The following is an 18,477-nucleotide window of genomic DNA, read 5'->3' as shown; positions in this document are numbered from 1 at the left end:
CCGCAAAGCCGCGCAGGCACCGGTCACACCGCCGCCAGCCCCTCTCGCGCCAGCCGGTCCATCAGCGCCACTTCCTCGGCGCTGAGCGCGATGCCCTGCGCCTGAGCCTCGGCCCGCGCGGCGTAGCGGCGTTGCGAAGGAAGCCGCGCGCCCTGCCCGGCGATGGCGTCGAGCAGCGCCTCGGCGCGGGGGAACGGATTGCCGCCCGCCCGCGACGCGAAGCGGCCGGGGTCGAAGGCCAGGATCAGCTCGCCATGCCGTGGCGCCAGCGTGGTCGTGCCCAGCGCCTCCAGCGCCTCGGGGCTGGTCAGATCGCCGATCATCGCCGCCGCCAGCAACTCGATCATCGTCGATATGGCGGACCCCTTGTGCCCGCCGAAGGGCAGCATCGCCCCCTCCAGCGCCGCCGCGGGGTCGGTCGTTGGCTGCCCGTCGCGGTCGATGGCCCAGCCCTCGGGCAGCGGCTTGCCCGCCTTGCGGTGCAACTCGATCTCGCCCCGCGCGGCGACCGAGGTGGCGAAGTCGAAGACATAGGGATCGCGCCCCGGACGCGGCCAGCCAAAGGCGAAGGGGTTGGTCCCCAGCAGCGGCGCCTGCCCGCCCGAAGGTGCCACGCTGGCATAGCTGGGGCACATGGCGATCCCGGCCAGACCGCGGTCGGCGATGGCCTCCACCTCGGGCCAGAGCGCCGAGAAATGCACGCAGTCGTTGATGACCAGCGCCGCCAGCCCGTGCCGCCGCGCGCTTTCCTCCAGCACGGGCAGGCCCAGCTCGAAGGCGGAATTGGCAAAGCCGCCCTGCGCGTCGACGCGGACGATGGCGCCATCCTCGGGCGCGAGTTCGGGCATCGCGTCGGCCGCGACCTTGCCCGCCTTGATCGTGCGCAGGCACCCCTCGATCCGGTAGACGCCGTGCGACTTGCAGCCGTCACGCTCTCCGGCGGCGATGACACGGGCCAGCGCCCCCGCCTGGGTCTTGCACAGGCCCGCCCCGGTGAAGATCGCCTCGATCCGGCGGATCAGTTCGCCCTCGGTCAGCCGCATGGGTCCGGTCATCCTGCTTCCCCTTGCCATCCGCATCCCGACAGGATGCGCTTTGCATTTGCATACTGTTTGTATATTGATTGTCTCCAACATCTCAAGCCCGACCGGGCTGCCGACAGACACGAAGGAGTGCGCCATGACCCATGTTCCACACGGCAGGCATCTTGTCGCCGGCGAATGGATCGCCACCGCAGAAACATTCGAGAACGCCCCCGCCCATGGCCCCGCGCACCGCTTCTCGGTGGGCAGTGTCGAGCTGGTGGACCGCGCCTGCGAGGCGGCCGAGGCGGCGTTCGATGCCTATGCCGCGACCAGCCGGGCCGAGCGCGCGGATTTCCTCGACCGCATCGCCACGGAGATCGAGGCCCGCGGCGCCGACATCACCGCGATCGGCACCGCCGAGACGGGGCTGCCCGCGGCCCGGCTCGACGGCGAGCGCGGGCGCACCTGTGGCCAGCTGCGCCTTTTCGCGACCCATATCCGCAAGGGGGACTATCTCGACCGGCGGCATGACCCCGCGCAGCCCGACCGCGCGCCGCTGCCGCGCCCGGATCTGCGGATGATCCAGCGCCCCGTGGGCCCGGTGGCGGTGTTCGGCGCGTCGAACTTCCCGCTCGCCTTCTCGACCGCGGGGGGCGACACGGCGGCGGCGCTGGCGGCAGGCTGCCCGGTGGTGGTCAAGGGCCATTCCGCCCATCCCGGCACTTCCGAGATCGTGGCCGAGGCCATCGCCGCCGCCATCGCCGCCTGCGACATGCCCGCGGGCGTCTTCAGCCAGATCCAGGGCGGCAATCGCGCCGTTGGCGCGGCGCTGGTCCAGCATCCCCGGATCAAGGCCGTGGGCTTCACCGGATCGCTGGCCGGGGGCCGCGCACTGTTCGACCTGTGTGCCGCCCGGCCCGAGCCGATCCCCTTCTTCGGCGAACTGGGCTCGGTCAACCCGATGTTCCTGCTGCCCGGCGCCATGTCGGCCCGCGCCGAGGAAATCGGGCGCGGCTGGGCCGGCAGCCTGGCCATGGGGGCGGGCCAGTTCTGCACCAATCCCGGCATCTGCGTGGTGATCGAAGGCCCCGACGCCGACCGCTTCGCCGAGGCGGCCCGCGCGGCACTCTCGGAAACCGGGCCGCAGGTGATGCTGACCGACGGCATCGCCGACGCCTACCGCTCGGGTGCGGCGCGCGTCGCGGGGGCGGCGGGAGTTCAGGACCTGCTGAGCCAGATGTGCGACCGGCGCGAGGCGCGGCCCTTCCTGTTCCGGGTGACGGCGCAGGACTGGCTGGCGGATCATGCCCTGTCCGAAGAGGTGTTCGGGCCCCTTGGGCTGATCGTCACCGTGCGCGACGCGGACGAGATGCTGGCGGTGGCCCACAGCCTCAAGGGCCAGCTGACCGCGACCCTGCATCTCGATCCGGGCGACCGGGCGCTGGGCCAGCGGCTTCTGCCGGTGCTGGAACGCAGGGCCGGCCGGGTGCTGGCCAACGGCTTTCCCACCGGGGTCGAGGTCTGCGACGCCATGGTGCACGGCGGCCCCTACCCCGCCAGCACCAATTTCGGCGCGACCTCGGTCGGCACGCTGTCGATCCGCCGTTTCCTGCGTCCGGTATGCTACCAGAACATCCCCGCGGACCTGCTGCCCGAGGATCTGGCCTGAAGATCGGAGCGCGCCGCGCCCCCGCCGGGCGCGGCGCCTTCCGGATTTCCATACAACAAGTATACAGAGATTATTTTCACTTGATACGCGGAATTCGACGTTTCATAGTCCACGGAAGAATCAAGCCAACGGAGAGGGCAACCATGACCACCAAGACACTGATCGGCGCCGCCATCGCCTTTGCCTGCCTTGCAGGTGCGGCCCAGGCGGACAAGCTTGACGACATCATCGCGTCGGGCACGCTGCGCTGCGCCGTCACGCTCGACTTCCCGCCGATGGGGATGCGTGACGAGAACAACAACCCGATCGGCTTCGACGTCGATTACTGCAACGACCTGGCCGCCGCCCTGGGCGTCGACGCCGAGATCGTCGACACCCCCTTCCCCGAGCGTATTCCCGCGCTGATGTCGGGCCGGGTGGACGTGGGCGTCGCCTCGACCTCGGACACGCTGGAGCGGGCCAAGACCGTCGGCTTCTCGGTCCCCTACTACGCCTTCGAGAACTCGGTCGTGGTGGCCGAGGGTGTCGAGGGTGACAGCTGGGACGACATGCGCGGCAAGACCATCGGCGCGACCGCCGGCACCTACGAGGCGATCTGGATCGAAGAGCGCATCGCCGAGTGGGGCGAGGGCACCTTCCGCCCCTACCAGACCCAGGCCGACGTATTCCTCGCGCTGAGCCAGGGCCAGATCGACGCCACCGTGTCGACCACCGAAGTGGCCAACGCCAACGTCGACTCGGGCAACTATCCGGGCATCTCGATCATCGCCAAGGCGCCGATGGTGCCCGACTACGTCGCGCTCTTCACGATGCGCAACGAATACGGCCTGATCAACTACCTGAACCTGTTCGTGAACCAGCAGGTCCGCACCGGCCGCTATGCCGAGCTTTTCGCCAAGTGGATCGGCGAGGGCGAGCCGGCGCAGCTGACCGTGCCGAACGCCTACCGCTGACCTGAACGGCCGAAGGCGGCGCGGCAAACCCTGCGCCGCCTTCCCCCTCTCCATTTAGCGAGGCGGACATGTTCGACTACACCTTCCAATGGCGGCAGGCCTATGCGCGGCTGCCGCAGATGCTGGAAGGGGCGCTGGTCACGATGGAAGTGGCCATCCTCTCGATGCTGATCGGCGTGGCGCTGGCGGTGATGCTGACGCTGTTCCGCCTTTCCGGCAACCGGGCCCTTTCCGCCGTAGCGACAAGCTGGGTGGAAGTCGCCCGCAACACGCCGGCGCTGTTCCAGATCTACATGGCCCATTTCGGGGTGGCGAGCTTCGGGCTCTATCTCAGCCCCTATGTATCGCTGCTGGTCGGGATCACCTTCAACAACGCAGGCTACCTGGCCGAGAATTTCCGCGGCGCGCTCAAGGCCATTCCCGACACCCAGACCCGGGCCGCCCGCTCGCTGGGCATGACCGGCATGCAGGCCTTCCGCTACGTCGTGCTGCCGCAGATGCTGCGCATCGCCTTCCTGCCGATGACCAACCAGATGGTCTGGGCGATCCTTATGACCTCGCTGGGCGTGACCGTCGGCATGAACATCGACCTTTACGGCGTGACCCAGGACCTGAACGCGCTGACCTTCCGCACCTTCGAACTGTTCGCCATCGCGGCGGTGATCTTCTACCTGATCACCAAGGCCATCACCCTGTCGGCGCGCCTGATCGCGTCGCGGCTGTTCAAGTACTGAGCGGGGGCAGGCCATGTTCGAAACCGCGCTGAGCACGAACGACATGATCTTCCTCGCCAAGGGGGCGGGGATGACGCTGATCGTGACCGGCATCTCGGTCGTGATCGGCACGGCTCTGGGCATCCTCTTCGGGGTGATCCGCTACCAGGTTGGCCCGATCTTCGCCGCGCCGCTGACCTTCTTCCTGGACGTCTTCCGCTCGATCCCGCTGCTGATCCAGCTGGTGCTGGCCAACGCCTTCATCGGCACCGTCCTCCAGATCCGGCTTTCGGGCTTCACCGTGGCCTGCATGGTGCTGTCGCTCTACACCGCCGCCTATTGCGCGGAAATCGTGCGCGGCGGCATCGAGGCGGTTCCGACGACCACACGGCGGGCCGCCCGGTCGCTTGGCATGACGTGGTTCCAGGACATGCGCTACATCGTGGCGCCGCTTGCGACCCGCGTGGCCCTGCCCTCCTGGATCGGCCTTGCGCTCGGCGTGATGAAGGACTCGGCGCTGGTCTACGTTGTGCAGGTGACGGAACTCCTGCGCTCCACCCAGATCCTGATCACCCGCCTGCAGGAGCCGCTTCTGCTGCTGATGATCTGCGGCCTGTTCTACTTCGCCATCAGCTTCCCCATCGCCCGCCTCGGCGGCTATCTCGAAAGACGGTGGTCCAATGATTGAGATCGAGAACGTCCACAAATCCTTTGGCGCGCTCAAGGTGCTGAAGGGCATCAACCTGACCGTCGAGCGCGGCGAGGTGGTGTCGGTCATCGGCGGATCGGGTTCGGGGAAATCCACGCTGCTGACCTGCATCAACGGGCTCGAAGCCATCGACAGCGGCAGGATCACCATCGACGGCACCGTGGTCCACGACCGCAAGACCGACCTTAACAGGCTGCGGCAGAAGGTCGGGATCGTGTTCCAGCAGTTCAACGCCTTTCCGCATCTGACGGTGCTCGACAACGTCACGCTCGCGCCCCGCAAGGTGCTGGGCATGGGCCGGTCCGAGGCGGAGGAGATCGCCGTCCGCCAGCTGAAACATGTGGGCCTGGGCGACAAGCTGACCACCTATCCCGGCCGCCTGTCGGGCGGACAGCAGCAGCGCATGGCGATCGCCCGCGCGCTGGCGATGTCGCCCAAGTACATGCTGTTCGACGAGGTGACATCCGCGCTCGACCCGCAGCTGGTGGGCGAGGTGCTGGACACGCTGAAGATGCTGGCCGACGAGGGGATGACGATGATCTGCGTCACCCACGAGATGGGCTTCGCGCGCGACGTGTCGCGCCGCGTGGCTTTTTTCCACCAGGGCGTGATGGCCGAGATCGGCCCGCCCGACCAGATATTCGGCGCGCCGCAGGACCCCGAGACGCAGAAGTTCCTCTCGAGCGTCAGATAACATCGTGCAACCGGACGTGATCGTGATTGGCGCGGGGGTCGTCGGGCTCTCCGCGGCGCTTGCCGCGCAGGCGCGGGGCCTGAGCGTGACGGTGATCGACCGCGAGGGGCCGGCCGCCGGCGCCTCGGCCGGGAACGCGGGCGCCTTCGCCTTTAGCGACATCCTGCCGCTGGCCTCGCCCCGGATCATCCGGCAGGCGCCCAAATGGCTGCTCGACCCGCTGGGCCCGCTGTCGGTGCCGCCCGCCTACGCGCTGCGCATCGCGCCCTGGATGTTGCGCTTCTGGCGCGCATCCTGGCCCGCGCAGGTGGCGGCGTCCACCCGCGCCCAGACCGCGATGATGCGCCATTCCCGGGCCGCGCTGGAATCGATGCTCTCGCGCGAGGGGCTGGGGCATTTCCTGCGCCGCGACGGGCAGTTGCAGGTCTACGAGGGCGCGCGCGAATTCGACGCCTCGCTTCCCGGATGGGCGGCGCGGCAGGCCGAGGGCATCGAGTTCCGCCACCTGAAGGGCGACGAGATCGCGGAAATCCAGCCCGGCCTCGCGCCGCGCTTCACCCACGCGACCTTCACCCCGGGCTGGTGGTCCGTCACCGACCCGCGCGACTACACGCTGGCGCTGGCCGAACAGGTGCGCGCGCGGGGCGGCCAGATCGTCGTCGCCGAGGCGACGGCGCTGGTTCCGGGCGGCGTGCAGACCGCCACCGGGGTCATGCAGGCCGAAAGGATCGTGCTGGCCGCCGGCGCCTTCTCGCATCGGCTGGCACGGACTGCCGGCGTCAGGATACCGCTGGAAACAGAGCGCGGCTACAACACCACCCTGCCCGTGGATGCGTTCGACCTGCGCACGCAGATCACCTTTGGCGGGCACGGCTTCGTTGTCTCGCGGCTGTCCACCGGGATCCGCGTGGGGGGCGCTGTGGAACTGGGCGGGCTCGACCTGCCCCCGAACTACGCCCGCGCCGACGCGATGCTGAAGAAGGCGACAGACTTCCTGCCCGGTCTCAGGACCACGGGCGGCACGCAATGGATGGGCTTCCGCCCCTCGCTGCCCGACAGCCTGCCCGCAATCGGCCCGCTCAAGCCAAGACCGGACGTGATATGCGCCTTCGGCCATGGCCATCTGGGCCTGACCCAGTCCGCCGGCACCGCCGAGATCGTGGCCGACCTCTTGACGGGGCGCGCGCCCGGCATCGACATGACCCCCTACGCACCCCACCGTTTCTGACCGAGGTCCATCATGGCCACCCATACGTTCTCCTGCATCGACGGGCATACCTGCGGCAATCCCGTGCGCCTCGTTTCCGGCGGCGGGCCGCGCCTTCAGGGCGCCAACATGCTGGAACGCCGCGCACATTTCCTGCGCGAATTCGACTGGATCCGCACCGGCCTGATGTTCGAGCCGCGCGGGCACGACATGATGTCGGGCGCGATCCTCTATCCGCCCACGCGCCCCGATTGCGACGTGGCGGTGCTGTTCATCGAAACCTCGGGCTGCCTGCCAATGTGCGGGCATGGCACCATCGGCACGATCACCATGGGGATCGAGAACGGCCTGATCACCCCGCGCGAACCGGGTCGCCTGTCGATCGAGACGCCCGCCGGCAAGGTGGACATCGCCTACCGGCAGGAGGGGCGCTTCGTCGAGGAAGTGCGCCTGACCAACGTCCCCGCCTTCCTTTACGCCGAGGGTCTGACCGCCGAGGTGGAAGGCCTGGGCGAGATCGCCGTGGACGTGGCCTATGGCGGCAATTTCTACGCCATCGTCGAGCCGCAGCAGAACTTCCGCGACATGGCCGATTTCACTGCCGCCGAGCTGATCGGCCATTCCCCGAAACTGCGCGCGGCGCTCAACGCGAAATACGACTTCGTCCACCCCGAGCATGACGCGATCCGGGGCCTGTCGCATATCCTGTGGACCGGGGCGCCCACGGTCGACGGCGCCCATGCCCGCAACGCGGTGTTCTACGGCGACAAGGCGATCGACCGCTCGCCCTGCGGCACCGGCACCTCGGCGCGCATGGCGCAGCTTGCGGCCAGGGGCAAGCTGAAGGTGGGCGACGAGTTCTGGCACGAAAGCATCATAGGCTCGATCTTCAAGGGACGGGTCGAGGCGGCGGCCACTGTCGCCGGGCGCGACGCGATCATCCCGTCCATCGCCGGATGGGCGCGTATGACCGGCTACAACACGATCTTCATAGACGAGCGCGACCCCTTCGCGCATGGCTTCGTGGTGAAATGAACATGACGGCGCAAAGCGTTCTTCCCGGGCAGGCCGAGGGCCAGGTGCTTGCCACCGGCGAAGGGCTCAGCTTCTGGGGCGGGGTCGATCCGGCCACCGCGCGGGTCATCGACACCCACCACCCGCTGCACGGCGCCAGCGTCGCGGGCAAGGTGCTGATGATGCCCACCAGCCGCGGGTCGTGCACCGGAAGCGGCGTGATCCTCGACATGGCGCTGAACGGCCGCGCCCCGGCCGCCCTGATCTTCGCCGAGGCCGAGGACGTGCTGACACTGGGCGCGATGGTCGCCGACCGGCTGTTCGGCCGGGGCTTTCCGGTGCTGCGCCTGTCGCATGCCGCCTTTGCGCAGGTGGCGCGGGCCGAGCGGGTGCGGATCACCGCCGACACGCTGATCGCGGATGGCACGGAGATCCCCCTCGCGCCCCCCGCCGCTGCCGCGCTCGACCTGACCGAAAGCGACCGCGCCTATCTTGCGGGCGCGCATGGCCGCGCAGCGCAGCTTGCCATGGAAATCCTGATCGCCATGGCCGCGAACCAGGGCGCCGCGCGGCTGTGCGACGTGACGCGGGTACATATCGACGGCTGCATCTACGCAAGCCCCGCCAACCTGCGCTTTGCCGAGGAAATGGCAGCACTTGGCGGGCGGGTGGTGGTGCCCACGACCACCAACGCGATCTCTGTCGATCACGAGAACTGGCGTGGCCAAGGCGTGCCCGACAGCTTCGGCGGGCCGGCCAGCCGGCTGGCGGATGCCTATGTCGCGATGGGGGCCGCGCCCAGCTTCACCTGCGCGCCCTACCTGCTGGAGAACGCGCCGAAGCCGGGCGAGGATATCGGCTGGTCCGAGTCCAATGCCGTGATCTATGCCAACTCGGTGCTGGGCGCGCGCACGGTCAAGCACCCGGATTTCCTGGATCTTTTCATAGCCCTCACGGGCCGCGCGCCCCATTCCGGCGTCTACCTGCCGGAAAACCGCCGCCCCCGCCGGGTGATCCGGGTCGCCGCCCCGGCAGAAGTGGATGACGCCTTCTGGCCGATGCTGGGCTGGCTGGTGGGCCAGGCCGCGCCCGACCGGGTGCCGCTGATCGCGGGCTGCGAGGGGCTCTCGCCGACAGAGGACGACCTAAAGGCGCTGTGCGCGGCCTTCGGCACGACATCCGCCGCGCCGATGCTGCATGTGGCGGGCCACACCCCCGAGGCGGGGCTGGCGCCGGTGGAGGATGCGGACACGGCAGAGGTGGCCCTTGCCGATTTCCGCACCCTCTGGGCCGGGTTCAACGAGGCGCCCGACGCGGTGGACCTGGTGGCGATCGGCAGCCCCCACGCCTCCGCCCATGAGTGCCGGATGCTGGCGGACCTGCTGACCGGCACGCGCAATCCCGGGACGGACGTGATCCTGACCGTGGGCCGGGCGACGCTGGCCGCGATGGCGCGCGACGGAACCCTGGCGCGGCTGATGGACTTCGGCGTGAAGGTGGTGCCGGATCTGTGCTGGTGCTCGATCTCTGAGCCGGTGTTCCCGCCGACGGCCAAGGTCGTGATGACCAATTCCGGCAAGTACGCCCATTACGGCCCGGGGCTGACGGGCCGGCGGATGCGGTTCGGAAACCTGGCCCAATGCGCCGAGACGGCGCGCACCGGCCGGGCACCGGAAAACATGCCCAACTGGTTGGCGTGAAAGGATAATCCGATGCGATCGTCAAAGACCATCCACGTCATTTCCGCCCATGCCGAGGGCGAGGTGGGCGACGTGATCGTGGGCGGCGTGACGCCGCCGCCGGGCGACACCCTGTGGGAGCAGAGCCGCTGGATCGCGCGCGACGGCACCTTGCGCAACTTCGTCCTGAACGAGCCGCGCGGGGGCGTGTTCCGCCATGTGAACCTGCTGGTGCCGCCCAAGGATCCGCGCGCGGATGCCGCCTTCATCATCATGGAGCCCGAGGACACGCCGCCGATGTCGGGGTCGAACTCGATCTGCGTGGCGACCGTGCTGCTGGATGCGGGCATCCTGCCGATGGTGGAACCCGTTACCGAGATCACGCTGGAAGCACCCGGCGGGCTGGTGCGGGTGCGCGCGGAATGCCGGGGCGGCAAGGCCGAGCGGATCTTCGTGCAGAACCTGCCGAGCTTCGCGGCACGGCTTGACGCGGACCTGGAAGTGCCGGGGCTGGGCACGCTGAAGGTGGACACCGCCTATGGTGGGGACAGCTTCGTTTTCGTGGATTCCCAAGCACTTGGCTTTGCCCTGACCCCCGACGAGGCGCGCGATATCGCGGGGCTTGGGGTGACGATCACCAATGCCGCGAACGAGCAGCTGGGGTTTGTCCATCCGGAGAATCCCGACTGGCGGCATATCTCGTTCTGCCTGTTCGCGGGGCCGGTTCGGCAGGACGGGGGCGACCTGCGCGCGGGCGCGGCGGTGGCGATCCAGCCGGGCAAGGTCGACCGCTCGCCCACCGGCACGGCCCTGTCGGCGCGGATGGCGGTGCTGCATGCGCGGGGGCAGATGCGGACGGGGCAGAGCCTGACGGCAATTTCCCTTATCGGCTCGACGTTTACCGGGCGGATCCTGGGCGAGGCGGTGGTGGGCGACAGCCCGGCGATCCTGCCCGAGATCTCGGGCCGGGGCTGGATCACGGGCATCCATCAGCACATGCTTGACCCCTCGGACCCGTGGCCCGGGGGCTATCGGCTGTCGGATACCTGGGGCGCCGGACCCTGGCGGGGGGGCCGCTGACAGCCGCCTGGAAGGCGTCTGGAAAGTGTATGGCACGCGTATGGCACGCGTATGGCACTTCGTCGGGCATCAGCGCCCGGCAGCGACCCCGCCGGACCGGCCCGGCGGCGCGTCTTTTCCGCCGGGCGATGCGCGGGGCGAGCGCAGCGCAGCGCCGGTCCCGCCCGAAAAAGCCCCGGCCCGGAAAGACCGGGCCGGAGAGTTGGGTCGGATTTGGTGAGAAGCCGCCGCCCGGCTCATCGGACCCGCAGCGGCGACATGTCGGTTTTGCCACGGGAATGTTGCAGAACTGTTTGACGCGACCCGCCCCCTGCCCTTTCCTTCCCGCACGAGGGTGACGGGAGGCAATCGCAAGCCGTGCGGACATTGCTGGACATCGGGCTGCCGCTGGGACTGTTCGGGATCATGTTCTGGCTGGGGCTGGAATTGCGCCTGGGCGATTTCCGGCGCGTGCTGGCGCGGCCCCGCGCGCTGGTGCTGGGGCTGTGTCTTCAGGGGCTGGCGTTGCCCGCGCTGGGCCTGGCGCTGATCCTGTCGTGGCCGGTGCCGCTGCCCGCGGAACTGGGCCTGGGGGTGATGCTGCTCGCGGCGTCGCCGGGTGGGGTCACGTCGAACCTGTTCACGCGGCTTGCCGGGGGCGACACGGCGCTGTCGATCACGCTGACCGCGACGATGACGCTGGCCGCCTTCGTGACGGTGCCCACGATCCTGGCGCTGGCCCAGGCGGTGCTGGGGCTGGAGATCGCGGGCGATCTGTCCTTTCCGGTCCTGTCGCTGACGCTTTTCGCGCTGGTGGTGGTGCCGGTCGCGCTGGGGGTGCTTGCGCGGGTCCGGCTGGCGCATCTGGTCGCGCGGCATGGCCGCCGGGTGCTGCGCATGGCGGCGCTGCTGCTGGGCGGGCTTCTGGCGCTGTCGCTGGTCGATGCGCGGGCGGAACTGGAGGGGGCGCTGCGCGATGCGGGGCTGCTGGCGCTGGCGCTGAACCTGTCGGCCATGGCGCTTGCGCTGATCGCGGCGCGGATGGCGCGGCTGGAGCCGCCGCAGGCGCGGGCGCTCAGCCTGGAATGCGGGTTGCAGAGCACGCCCACCGCGCTGACGCTGGCGGTGCTGCTGGGCCTGCCGGCGATGGCGCTGACGCCGGCCGCCTTTTACGGGATCTGGATGCTGTTGAGCGCGAGCGCCTTCGCCGCGCTGAATGCCCGGCGCAGGGCGCTGCACCCTTGACACTTTCCCGCGGGCGCGGTCTGGTGCGGGCACCGGACAGGGGCGTCCGCGCGGACCGCGCGGGCTGAGAAGCACCCTTCGAACCTGAACCAGATCATGCTGGCGTAGGGAGTCTCGGTGCGACGAGCCTGCGCCCCGTCCTGGCCCTGCTCCTGCATCGCCTCTCTCTCCGCCGCGGAAAGGGAAGAGCGATGGAAAACCCAGGCAGTCATCTGGCCCGGATGCGGGAAACCGCGCCGCTGGTCCACAACATCACGAATTTCGTGGCGATGAACGTCATGGCCAACGTGCTGCTGGCGGTGGGCGCGTCGCCCGCCATGGTGCATGCGCGCGAGGAGGTGGGCGAATTCGCCGGCCTTGCGCAGGCGTTGAGCGTGAACATCGGCACCGCCGATCCCGACTGGGGCGCGGCCATGGAGGACGCGGCTTCGGTGATGAACGCGAACGCGCGGCCCTGGGTGTTCGATCCCGTGGGCGTGGGTGCGACGCGGTTCCGGCAGGACCTGTCGCGGCGGCTGCTGGCGCTGCGCCCCACGGTGGTGCGCGGCAACGCGTCCGAGATCCTGGCGCTGGCGGGGCTGTCGGGCAAGGCCCGCGGCGTGGATGCGGGCGACAGCGTGGAGGCGGCGATGGAGGCCGCGCAGGCGCTTGCGCGCGAGACGGGCGGGGTGGTCGCGGTGTCGGGGCCCGAGGATTACGTCACCGACGGCGCGCGCGGCTACCGCATCGCCAACGGCCATCCGCTGATGGCGCGGGTCACGGTGATGGGCTGTTCGCTGAACGGGGTGATCGCGGCCTATTGCGTGGGCGCCGGGCCGCTGGAGGCGACGGCCGCGGCGCTGGCCAGCTACGGGCTGGCGGGCGAGGTGGCGGCGCGGGCGGCCGGGGGGCCCGGCAGTTTCCAGCCGGCATTCCTGGATGCGCTGGCGGCGCAGACGCCGGAGGCGTTGGATGCAGGCGCGCGGGTCAGGGTCGCGTCCGAAGGCGCGCAGGTGAGCGTCGCGTCCGAAGGCGCGCGGACAAGCGTGACATGATCGGGCCGGTCTACGTCATCACCGATCCCGCCGCCCCCCTGCCGGTGATCGAGCAGGCCCGCGCCGCGGCGCGCGGCGGGGCCTGGGCGGTGCAGTTGCGCGACAAGGGGGCGAGCGATGCGGAGCTGGTGGCGCTTGCGCGCGCGCTGGTGGCCGAGTTGCGCCCGCTGGGCGTGAAGCTGATCGTGAACGACCGGCTGGAGGTGGCGCTGGCGGCCGGCGCGGACGGGCTGCACATCGGCCAGGGCGACGGCGACCCGGTGGCCGCGCGGGCGCGGCTGGGCGCTGGCCGGCTGCTGGGCCTGTCGGTCGAGACGGTGGCGCAGGCAAGCCGGGTGCCCGGTTGCGTCGATCACGTCGGCGCGGGGCCGGTCCGGGCGACGGCGACGAAGCCCGATCACGCCGCGCCCACGGGCCTTGACGGGCTGGCCGCCATCGTGGCGCGCGCAGGTGTGCCGGCGGTCGCGATCGGCGGGCTGGGCCCGGGCGACGCGGCGGCGGTGAAGGCGGCGGGGGCGGCGGGCATGGCGGTCGTCTCGGCCGTGGTGCGGGCCGCGGCGCCCGAGGACGCAACCCGCGCGCTGGTCGCGGAATGGAGGCAGGCATGATCCCCAACATCCTGAGCATCGCGGGGTCCGACCCCTCGGGGGGCGCGGGCATCCAGGCGGACATCAAGGCGATTTCCGCGAGGGGCGGCTATGCGATGGCGGCGATCACCGGGCTGACGGCGCAGAACACGCGCGGCGTGCAGGCGGTGTCGCTGGTCGATCCGGCACTGGTCGAGGCGCAGATCGCGTCCATCCGCGCCGATATCCGCATCGACGCGGTCAAGATCGGGATGCTGGGCAGCGCCGATATCATCGCCGCGGTGGCGCGTGCGCTGGCGGGGCTGGAGGCGCCCGTCGTGCTGGATCCGGTGATGGTCGCCAAGGGCGGCGACCGGCTGCTGGAGGCGGCGGCGGTGGCGGCGCTGCGCGGGACGCTGTTGCCAATGGCGGGGCTGCTCACGCCGAACCTGCCCGAGGCGGCGGATCTGCTGGGCGAGCGTCAGGCGGCGGATCCGGAGACGATGGCGGACCAGGGCCGGCGGCTGCTGGCGCTGGGGCCGCGGGCGGTGCTGATGAAGGGCGGGCATCTGGGAGGCGCGGGCAGCCCGGACCTGCTGGTGACGCCATCCGGGGTCATCCGCCTCGACGGGCCGCGCCACGCGACGGCCAACACCCACGGCACCGGCTGCTCGCTTTCGGCGGCGCTGGCCTGCGAGCTGGGCCACGGGCGGCGGCTGGAGGAGGCGGTGCGCCGGGCGAAGGACTGGCTGGGCGACGCCATCGCCGGCGCGGACCGGCTGGCGGTCGGCGGCGGCCACGGGCCGGTCAATCATTTCCATCTGTGACTGCGGAACAGGAGAAGCGGGACATGAACAGGGACATCGGGGATCTTTGCGTGCTGGTGACGGGCGCCGGGCGCGGGCTGGGGGCGGCCATCGCGCGCGCCTTCGCGCGAGAAGGGGCGCGGGTGGCGATCAACTACCGCCGGAGCGGGGCGCAGGCGGAGGCGCTGGCCAGCGAGCTCGGGCCGCGCGCGGCGGCGTTTCAGGCGGATGTGACGGACGCGGCGCAAGTGGCCGGGATGGTGGCGGAGATCGGCGCGCGGCTGGGCCCGCCCGACGTGGTGGTGCACAACGCGCTGGCGGATTTCAGCTTCGACGGCGATGCGCGGCCGCATCTCGACCGGCTGGACTGGGCCGGCATCGAGGCGCAGACCCGCACCGCCGTGGGCGGCGCCCTGGCGCTGATCCAGGCGGTCCGCCCGCATTTCGAGACGCAGGGCTTCGGCCGCGTCGTCACCATCGGCACCAACCTGGTGCAGAACCCGGTGGTGCCCTATCACGACTACACCGCCGCCAAGGGGGCGCTGCTGGCGCTGACCCGGACCGCGGCAAAGGAGCTGGGGCCGCTGGGGGTGACGGTGAACATGGTCTCGGGAGGGCTGTTGCGCACGACGGATGCGAGTGCTGCCACGCCCGAGGCGGTGTTCGACATCGTGGCCGGCCAGACGCCGCTGGGCCGTGTGACCACGCCCGCCGAGATGGCCGATGCGGTGCTGTTCTTCGCCTCGCCCTGGGCGCGGGCGGTGACGGGGCAGAACCTGATCGTGGATGGCGGGCTGGTCTTCGGCTGAGGGATTGCGGCGCGCGCCGGGATTGACCGGGATCATGGCCCGGCCGCCCTGCCCCGTGCATGGTTCCCCGCGTGAAGGGGGGGCATCGCATGGCGGAGGCAAGGCGCGGGGCGGGTTCCGACCTGCCGTCCTGGGCGGTGGTGCCCTTCCTGGGGCTGACCTTCCTGGTCACATGGGCGCTGATCGGCGCCTATGTCGTGGCCCCCGGGACGGCCACGGCCTGGCTGGGGCCGCTTCATGGCGGGCATCCGGTATTCTTCGTGGCGACCTGGTCGCCGGCGCTTGCGGCGCTTGCGCTGGTTCTTGGCCTGCGGGGGGTGGCGGGGCTGCGTGCCTTCGTCCTGCGGCTGTTCCTGTGGCGCTGTCCATGGGGCTGGGTGGCGTTCACGGCAATCGGCCTGCCGCTGGTCTTCGTCGCAGGCTCGGCCCTGAAGGGCGGGCCGCCGCTTGCGCCGCTGCCGCCCGAAGGCGCGGGGCCGATGCTGGGGCTGCTCGCGATGATGCTGTTTCTCGGGCCGGTCGAGGAATTCGGCTGGCGCGGGCTTGCGCAGCCGATCCTTCAGCGGCACATGGCGCCGGCCCTTGCGGGGGCGCTGGTCGGGGCGGTCTGGGGGCTGTGGCACCTGCCGGTCTTCTACCTTGCCGGGATGGTCTTTGCCGAGTGGGATTTCCTGCCGTTCCTGGTGGGCAACGTGGCGCTTGCGGTGCTGGTCACGCCGATCCTGAACCGGACCGGCGGCAGCCTGATGTGGCCGATGCTGTTTCACTGGCAGCTGATCAACCCGTTCTGGCCCGACGCCCAGCCCTGGGACAGCTGGATCCTTGCCGGCGTCGCGGGGATCGTCCTGTGGTGGAACCGGGCGGCGATGTTCGGACGCGCGGGGGCGGTGACGCAGGTCCTGCCGCCCGCGCGCGGCGTGGCCGGCGTCATGCCAGAGAGGGAGACCCTGCGATGAGCTGGACCCGCGTCAGGCAGACCGGCCTTGGCGGGCCGGAGGTGCTGGAACTGGAAACCGTGGCCGCGATCCCCGCGCCGGGGCCGGGCGAGGTGCGGGTGCGCGTTCTGGTCAGCAGCGCCGCCTTTACCGACGTGATGATCCGCAAGGGCATGTACCCGGACGTGACGGAAAGGCCGCCCTTCACGCCGGGCTACGACATGGTGGGCGTCGTCGACGCCACCGGGCCGGGGGCGACGCGCTTTCCCCCGGGGGCGCGGGTGGCGGACCTGACGACCATCGGCGCGCAGGGCGAATACCTGTGCCTGCCCGAGGAGCGGTTGACGGCGGTGCCGGACGGCGTGGGGGAGGTGGCGGCGCTGGGCGTGATCCTGTCGGGGGTGACGGCCTGGCAGATGCTGCACCGGGTCGCGCGGATGCAGGCGGGGCAGCGGCTGTTGATCCACGGTGCGGGCGGCGCGGTCGGCACGATGATGTTGCAGCTTGCGCGCGCTGCGGGGATCGCGGCCTTCGGCAGCGACGTGACGGAAAAGCACGGCCTGATCCGCAGGCTTGGCGGCATCCCGGTCGCGGCGGACGCGCCGGAGGGAGCCTTGCTTGAAGCTGTGGGCGGCGGGGTCGATGCGGTGTTCGATCCGCTGGGCGGCGCAAGCCTTTCGCGGTCGCTGCACGCGCTGAAGCCGGGCGGCATGCTGGTCGCCTTCGGCTTCCAGAACGAGGTGCTGGGGCGGGAGGGGTCGATCCCCGTCGATTTCGTGCGCCTGAAGATCTGGGACTGGCTGCCCAACGGCCACGCGACGGCCTTCTATTCCATCGGCGCCATGCGGCGGCGGCATCCCGAGTGGTTCCGCGCCGATCTGGCGGCGCTGTTCGGGATGCTGGCCGAGGGGCGCATCGCGCCGGTCGTGGCCGAGGTGTTGCCGCTCTCGAAGGTGCGCGAGGCGCATGCGCGGCTGGAGGCCGGCGCGGTCGCGGGCAAGCTGGTGCTGCGGGTAAGCGACCCCTGACCCCTGAGGGGCCGCCCTCAGCGAAGGCCGCGCACCCCGTCGATCAGCCGCGACAGTCCCGGCACGGCCGGGATCAGGCAGGCCTGAAGCGCGTGGTAGATGTCGGGCTTGCCGTGGAACTGGCGTTCGACCGGCTTGCCCTGCGCGTCGATCTCGGGGAACCAGCCGCCCCGCGCCTTGTCGATGAAATGCGCCTCGGCAAAGGCCCGGAGACGGGCCTCCCATGCCATGAGCGCGGGATCGGGACCAAGCTTGCGCAGGGAGGCGATGGCGCCGATGGCCTCTGTCACCGGCCACCAGTAGCGGTCGCGGATCGCGGGGCGGCCCTTGGCGTCGAGGGTGTAGACGATGCCGCCATCAGACGCCCAGGCGTCGGCCAGCGCGCGGTCCACAAGCGCCCGCGCGCGGTCCGGCGCGCCGGTGTCGGGGCGGCCCGACAGGTCCCAATGCTGAAGCTGGAGGCGGGCCATCTCGAAGGAGTGGCCGGGGGTGGTGCCGGCGGGGCGGAACATGGGGTTGCCCGCGTAATCCGGGTCCACCTGCCAGTCGGCGGTGTAGTGCTCGGGCAGGCGCCAGCCGTGGCTCGGGGCCACCTGGCCGATGAAGAAGTCGAGGATGGCGCCGGCGCGGTCGAGAAAGGCGCGCTCTCCGGTCGCCTCGAACGCGGCGAGAAAGGCCTCGGCGCCGTGCATGTTGGCGTTCATCCCGCGATAGGTCGAGAACGGCGTCCAGTCGGCGGCGAACTCGTCGCGCAGAAGCCGGTGGTCGGGATCCCAGAAATGCCGGTCGATCACCTCGCAGATATCGGCGTGCAGGCGCGCGGCGTCGGGATGGCCCGCGGCACGCGCGCTGGAGGCCGCGAGCAGCACGAAGACATGGCCATAGGCAAGCTTGGTCGTATCGCCCGGCGCGCCATCGCGGGGCACCGACCAGGCATAGCCGCCATGCCGGGCATCGCGGTGGTGGTTCCACAGAAAATCCATGCCCGCATCGATGATGTCGGTGCAGCCGGGCAGGCCCAGCGCGTGGCCCAGCGCGAAGGAGTGGACCAGGCGGGTGGTGCCGTGCAACTCCTGCGCCACGCCGGGAATGGACGTGCCGTCCCAGCCCAGCACGTCGAAGCCGCCATCCGCGCGCAGGCTGCGGCGGAAGAAGTCGATCTGGTCGCGGGCGTCCCCAAGCAGGCGGGCGGTGTCGGTCATCGGGGGTCCTCCGGGGTGGTGCGGGCGCGGTCGCGCGCCACAGCGGCGGGGCGGGGCCGGGCGGAACGGCGTTTCGCAAGCCGCTCGACTGGCGTGGGTTGGGTGGTGCGGGTCACGGGCGCTTCACCTT

The 18,477-nt window shown here is 70.6% G+C and carries 17 protein-coding genes, 1 pseudogene and 1 riboswitch; of the genes and pseudogenes, 16 read left to right on the top strand and 2 right to left on the bottom strand.

Features of this window, described 5'->3' with window-relative positions; all coding sequences use genetic code 11:
* Positions 1-23 precede the first annotated feature (23 nt).
* Positions 24-1,055 carry an Ldh family oxidoreductase gene (locus tag HMH01_RS06650; RefSeq protein WP_171323600.1) on the bottom strand — a complete coding sequence of 344 codons (1,032 nt, stop codon included), beginning with the start codon at positions 1,053-1,055 and terminating at the stop codon, positions 24-26.
* Positions 1,056-1,179: 124 nt separating this feature from the next.
* Here HMH01_RS06650 and HMH01_RS06645 point away from each other — a divergent pair, with 124 nt between their 5' ends.
* From HMH01_RS06645 to HMH01_RS06570, 16 genes and pseudogenes are all read left to right on the top strand, one after another.
* Positions 1,180-2,694: an aldehyde dehydrogenase (NADP(+)) gene (locus HMH01_RS06645; RefSeq protein WP_171323598.1), complete on the top strand. Its 1,515-nt coding sequence runs from the start codon at positions 1,180-1,182 to the stop codon at positions 2,692-2,694.
* A gap of 143 nt (positions 2,695-2,837) precedes the next feature.
* Positions 2,838-3,647 carry a transporter substrate-binding domain-containing protein gene (locus tag HMH01_RS06640; RefSeq protein ID WP_171323596.1) on the top strand — a complete coding sequence of 270 codons (810 nt, stop codon included), beginning with the start codon at positions 2,838-2,840 and terminating at the stop codon, positions 3,645-3,647.
* Between the two features lie 68 nt (positions 3,648-3,715).
* Complete coding sequence (locus HMH01_RS06635; protein WP_171323595.1) at positions 3,716-4,381, top strand: amino acid ABC transporter permease; 666 nt, start codon at positions 3,716-3,718, stop codon at positions 4,379-4,381.
* Between the two features lie 13 nt (positions 4,382-4,394).
* On the top strand, positions 4,395-5,048 hold the full coding sequence (locus HMH01_RS06630) for an amino acid ABC transporter permease (protein ID WP_171323593.1): 654 nt from the start codon (positions 4,395-4,397) through the stop codon (positions 5,046-5,048).
* Positions 5,041-5,763 (top strand): amino acid ABC transporter ATP-binding protein, encoded by a 723-nt coding sequence (locus HMH01_RS06625; protein WP_171323591.1) that lies wholly within the window; start codon positions 5,041-5,043, stop codon positions 5,761-5,763. The genes HMH01_RS06630 and HMH01_RS06625 overlap by 8 nt, the downstream gene beginning before the upstream one ends.
* Positions 5,764-5,767: 4 nt before the next feature.
* Positions 5,768-6,991: an NAD(P)/FAD-dependent oxidoreductase gene (locus HMH01_RS06620; protein WP_343035163.1), complete on the top strand. Its 1,224-nt coding sequence runs from the start codon at positions 5,768-5,770 to the stop codon at positions 6,989-6,991.
* Between the two features lie 12 nt (positions 6,992-7,003).
* Entirely contained in the window at positions 7,004-8,005 is a 1,002-nt protein-coding gene (locus tag HMH01_RS06615) for a 4-hydroxyproline epimerase (protein ID WP_171323589.1), read from the top strand.
* Between the two features lie 2 nt (positions 8,006-8,007).
* Entirely contained in the window at positions 8,008-9,684 is a 1,677-nt protein-coding gene (gene lhpI, locus HMH01_RS06610; protein WP_171323587.1) for a cis-3-hydroxy-L-proline dehydratase, read from the top strand.
* A 12-nt stretch (positions 9,685-9,696) separates the two neighbouring features.
* On the top strand, positions 9,697-10,743 hold the full coding sequence (locus tag HMH01_RS06605; RefSeq protein WP_171323585.1) for a trans-3-hydroxy-L-proline dehydratase: 1,047 nt from the start codon (positions 9,697-9,699) through the stop codon (positions 10,741-10,743).
* Positions 10,744-11,073: 330 nt separating this feature from the next.
* A pseudogene (locus HMH01_RS06600) lies at positions 11,074-11,967 on the top strand (bile acid:sodium symporter family protein); the annotation flags it as partial.
* 28 nt (positions 11,968-11,995) lie between these two features.
* A riboswitch (TPP riboswitch) is annotated at positions 11,996-12,095 on the top strand.
* A gap of 63 nt (positions 12,096-12,158) precedes the next feature.
* Positions 12,159-13,001, top strand: coding sequence for a hydroxyethylthiazole kinase (thiM, locus tag HMH01_RS06595; RefSeq protein ID WP_171323581.1), 843 nt, complete (start codon positions 12,159-12,161; stop codon positions 12,999-13,001).
* Positions 12,998-13,609, top strand: a complete 612-nt coding sequence (gene thiE / locus HMH01_RS06590) for a thiamine phosphate synthase (protein ID WP_171323579.1) — start codon at positions 12,998-13,000, stop codon at positions 13,607-13,609. The genes thiM and thiE overlap by 4 nt, the downstream gene beginning before the upstream one ends.
* A complete protein-coding gene (gene thiD / locus HMH01_RS06585; protein ID WP_171323578.1) occupies positions 13,606-14,394 on the top strand; it encodes a bifunctional hydroxymethylpyrimidine kinase/phosphomethylpyrimidine kinase in 789 nt (262 codons plus the stop codon). Before thiE ends, thiD begins: the two co-directional genes overlap by 4 nt.
* A 23-nt stretch (positions 14,395-14,417) precedes the next feature.
* Entirely contained in the window at positions 14,418-15,182 is a 765-nt protein-coding gene (locus HMH01_RS06580; protein ID WP_171323576.1) for a 3-oxoacyl-ACP reductase, read from the top strand.
* Between the two features lie 89 nt (positions 15,183-15,271).
* Entirely contained in the window at positions 15,272-16,138 is an 867-nt protein-coding gene (locus HMH01_RS06575) for a CPBP family intramembrane glutamic endopeptidase (protein WP_171323574.1), read from the top strand.
* Entirely contained in the window at positions 16,135-17,145 is a 1,011-nt protein-coding gene (locus HMH01_RS06570; RefSeq protein WP_171323572.1) for a medium chain dehydrogenase/reductase family protein, read from the top strand. The genes HMH01_RS06575 and HMH01_RS06570 overlap by 4 nt, the downstream gene beginning before the upstream one ends.
* A gap of 17 nt (positions 17,146-17,162) precedes the next feature.
* On the opposite strand, the gene HMH01_RS06565 is transcribed toward HMH01_RS06570, so the two are convergent.
* Complete coding sequence (locus HMH01_RS06565) at positions 17,163-18,347, bottom strand: AGE family epimerase/isomerase (RefSeq protein WP_171323570.1); 1,185 nt, start codon at positions 18,345-18,347, stop codon at positions 17,163-17,165.
* Positions 18,348-18,477 lie beyond the last annotated feature (130 nt).

Origin of the sequence: Halovulum dunhuangense, assembly GCF_013093415.1 — a bacterium.
Lineage (GTDB): Bacteria > Pseudomonadota > Alphaproteobacteria > Rhodobacterales > Rhodobacteraceae > Halovulum > Halovulum dunhuangense.
This window is presented reverse-complemented; position numbering and strand designations above follow the sequence as displayed.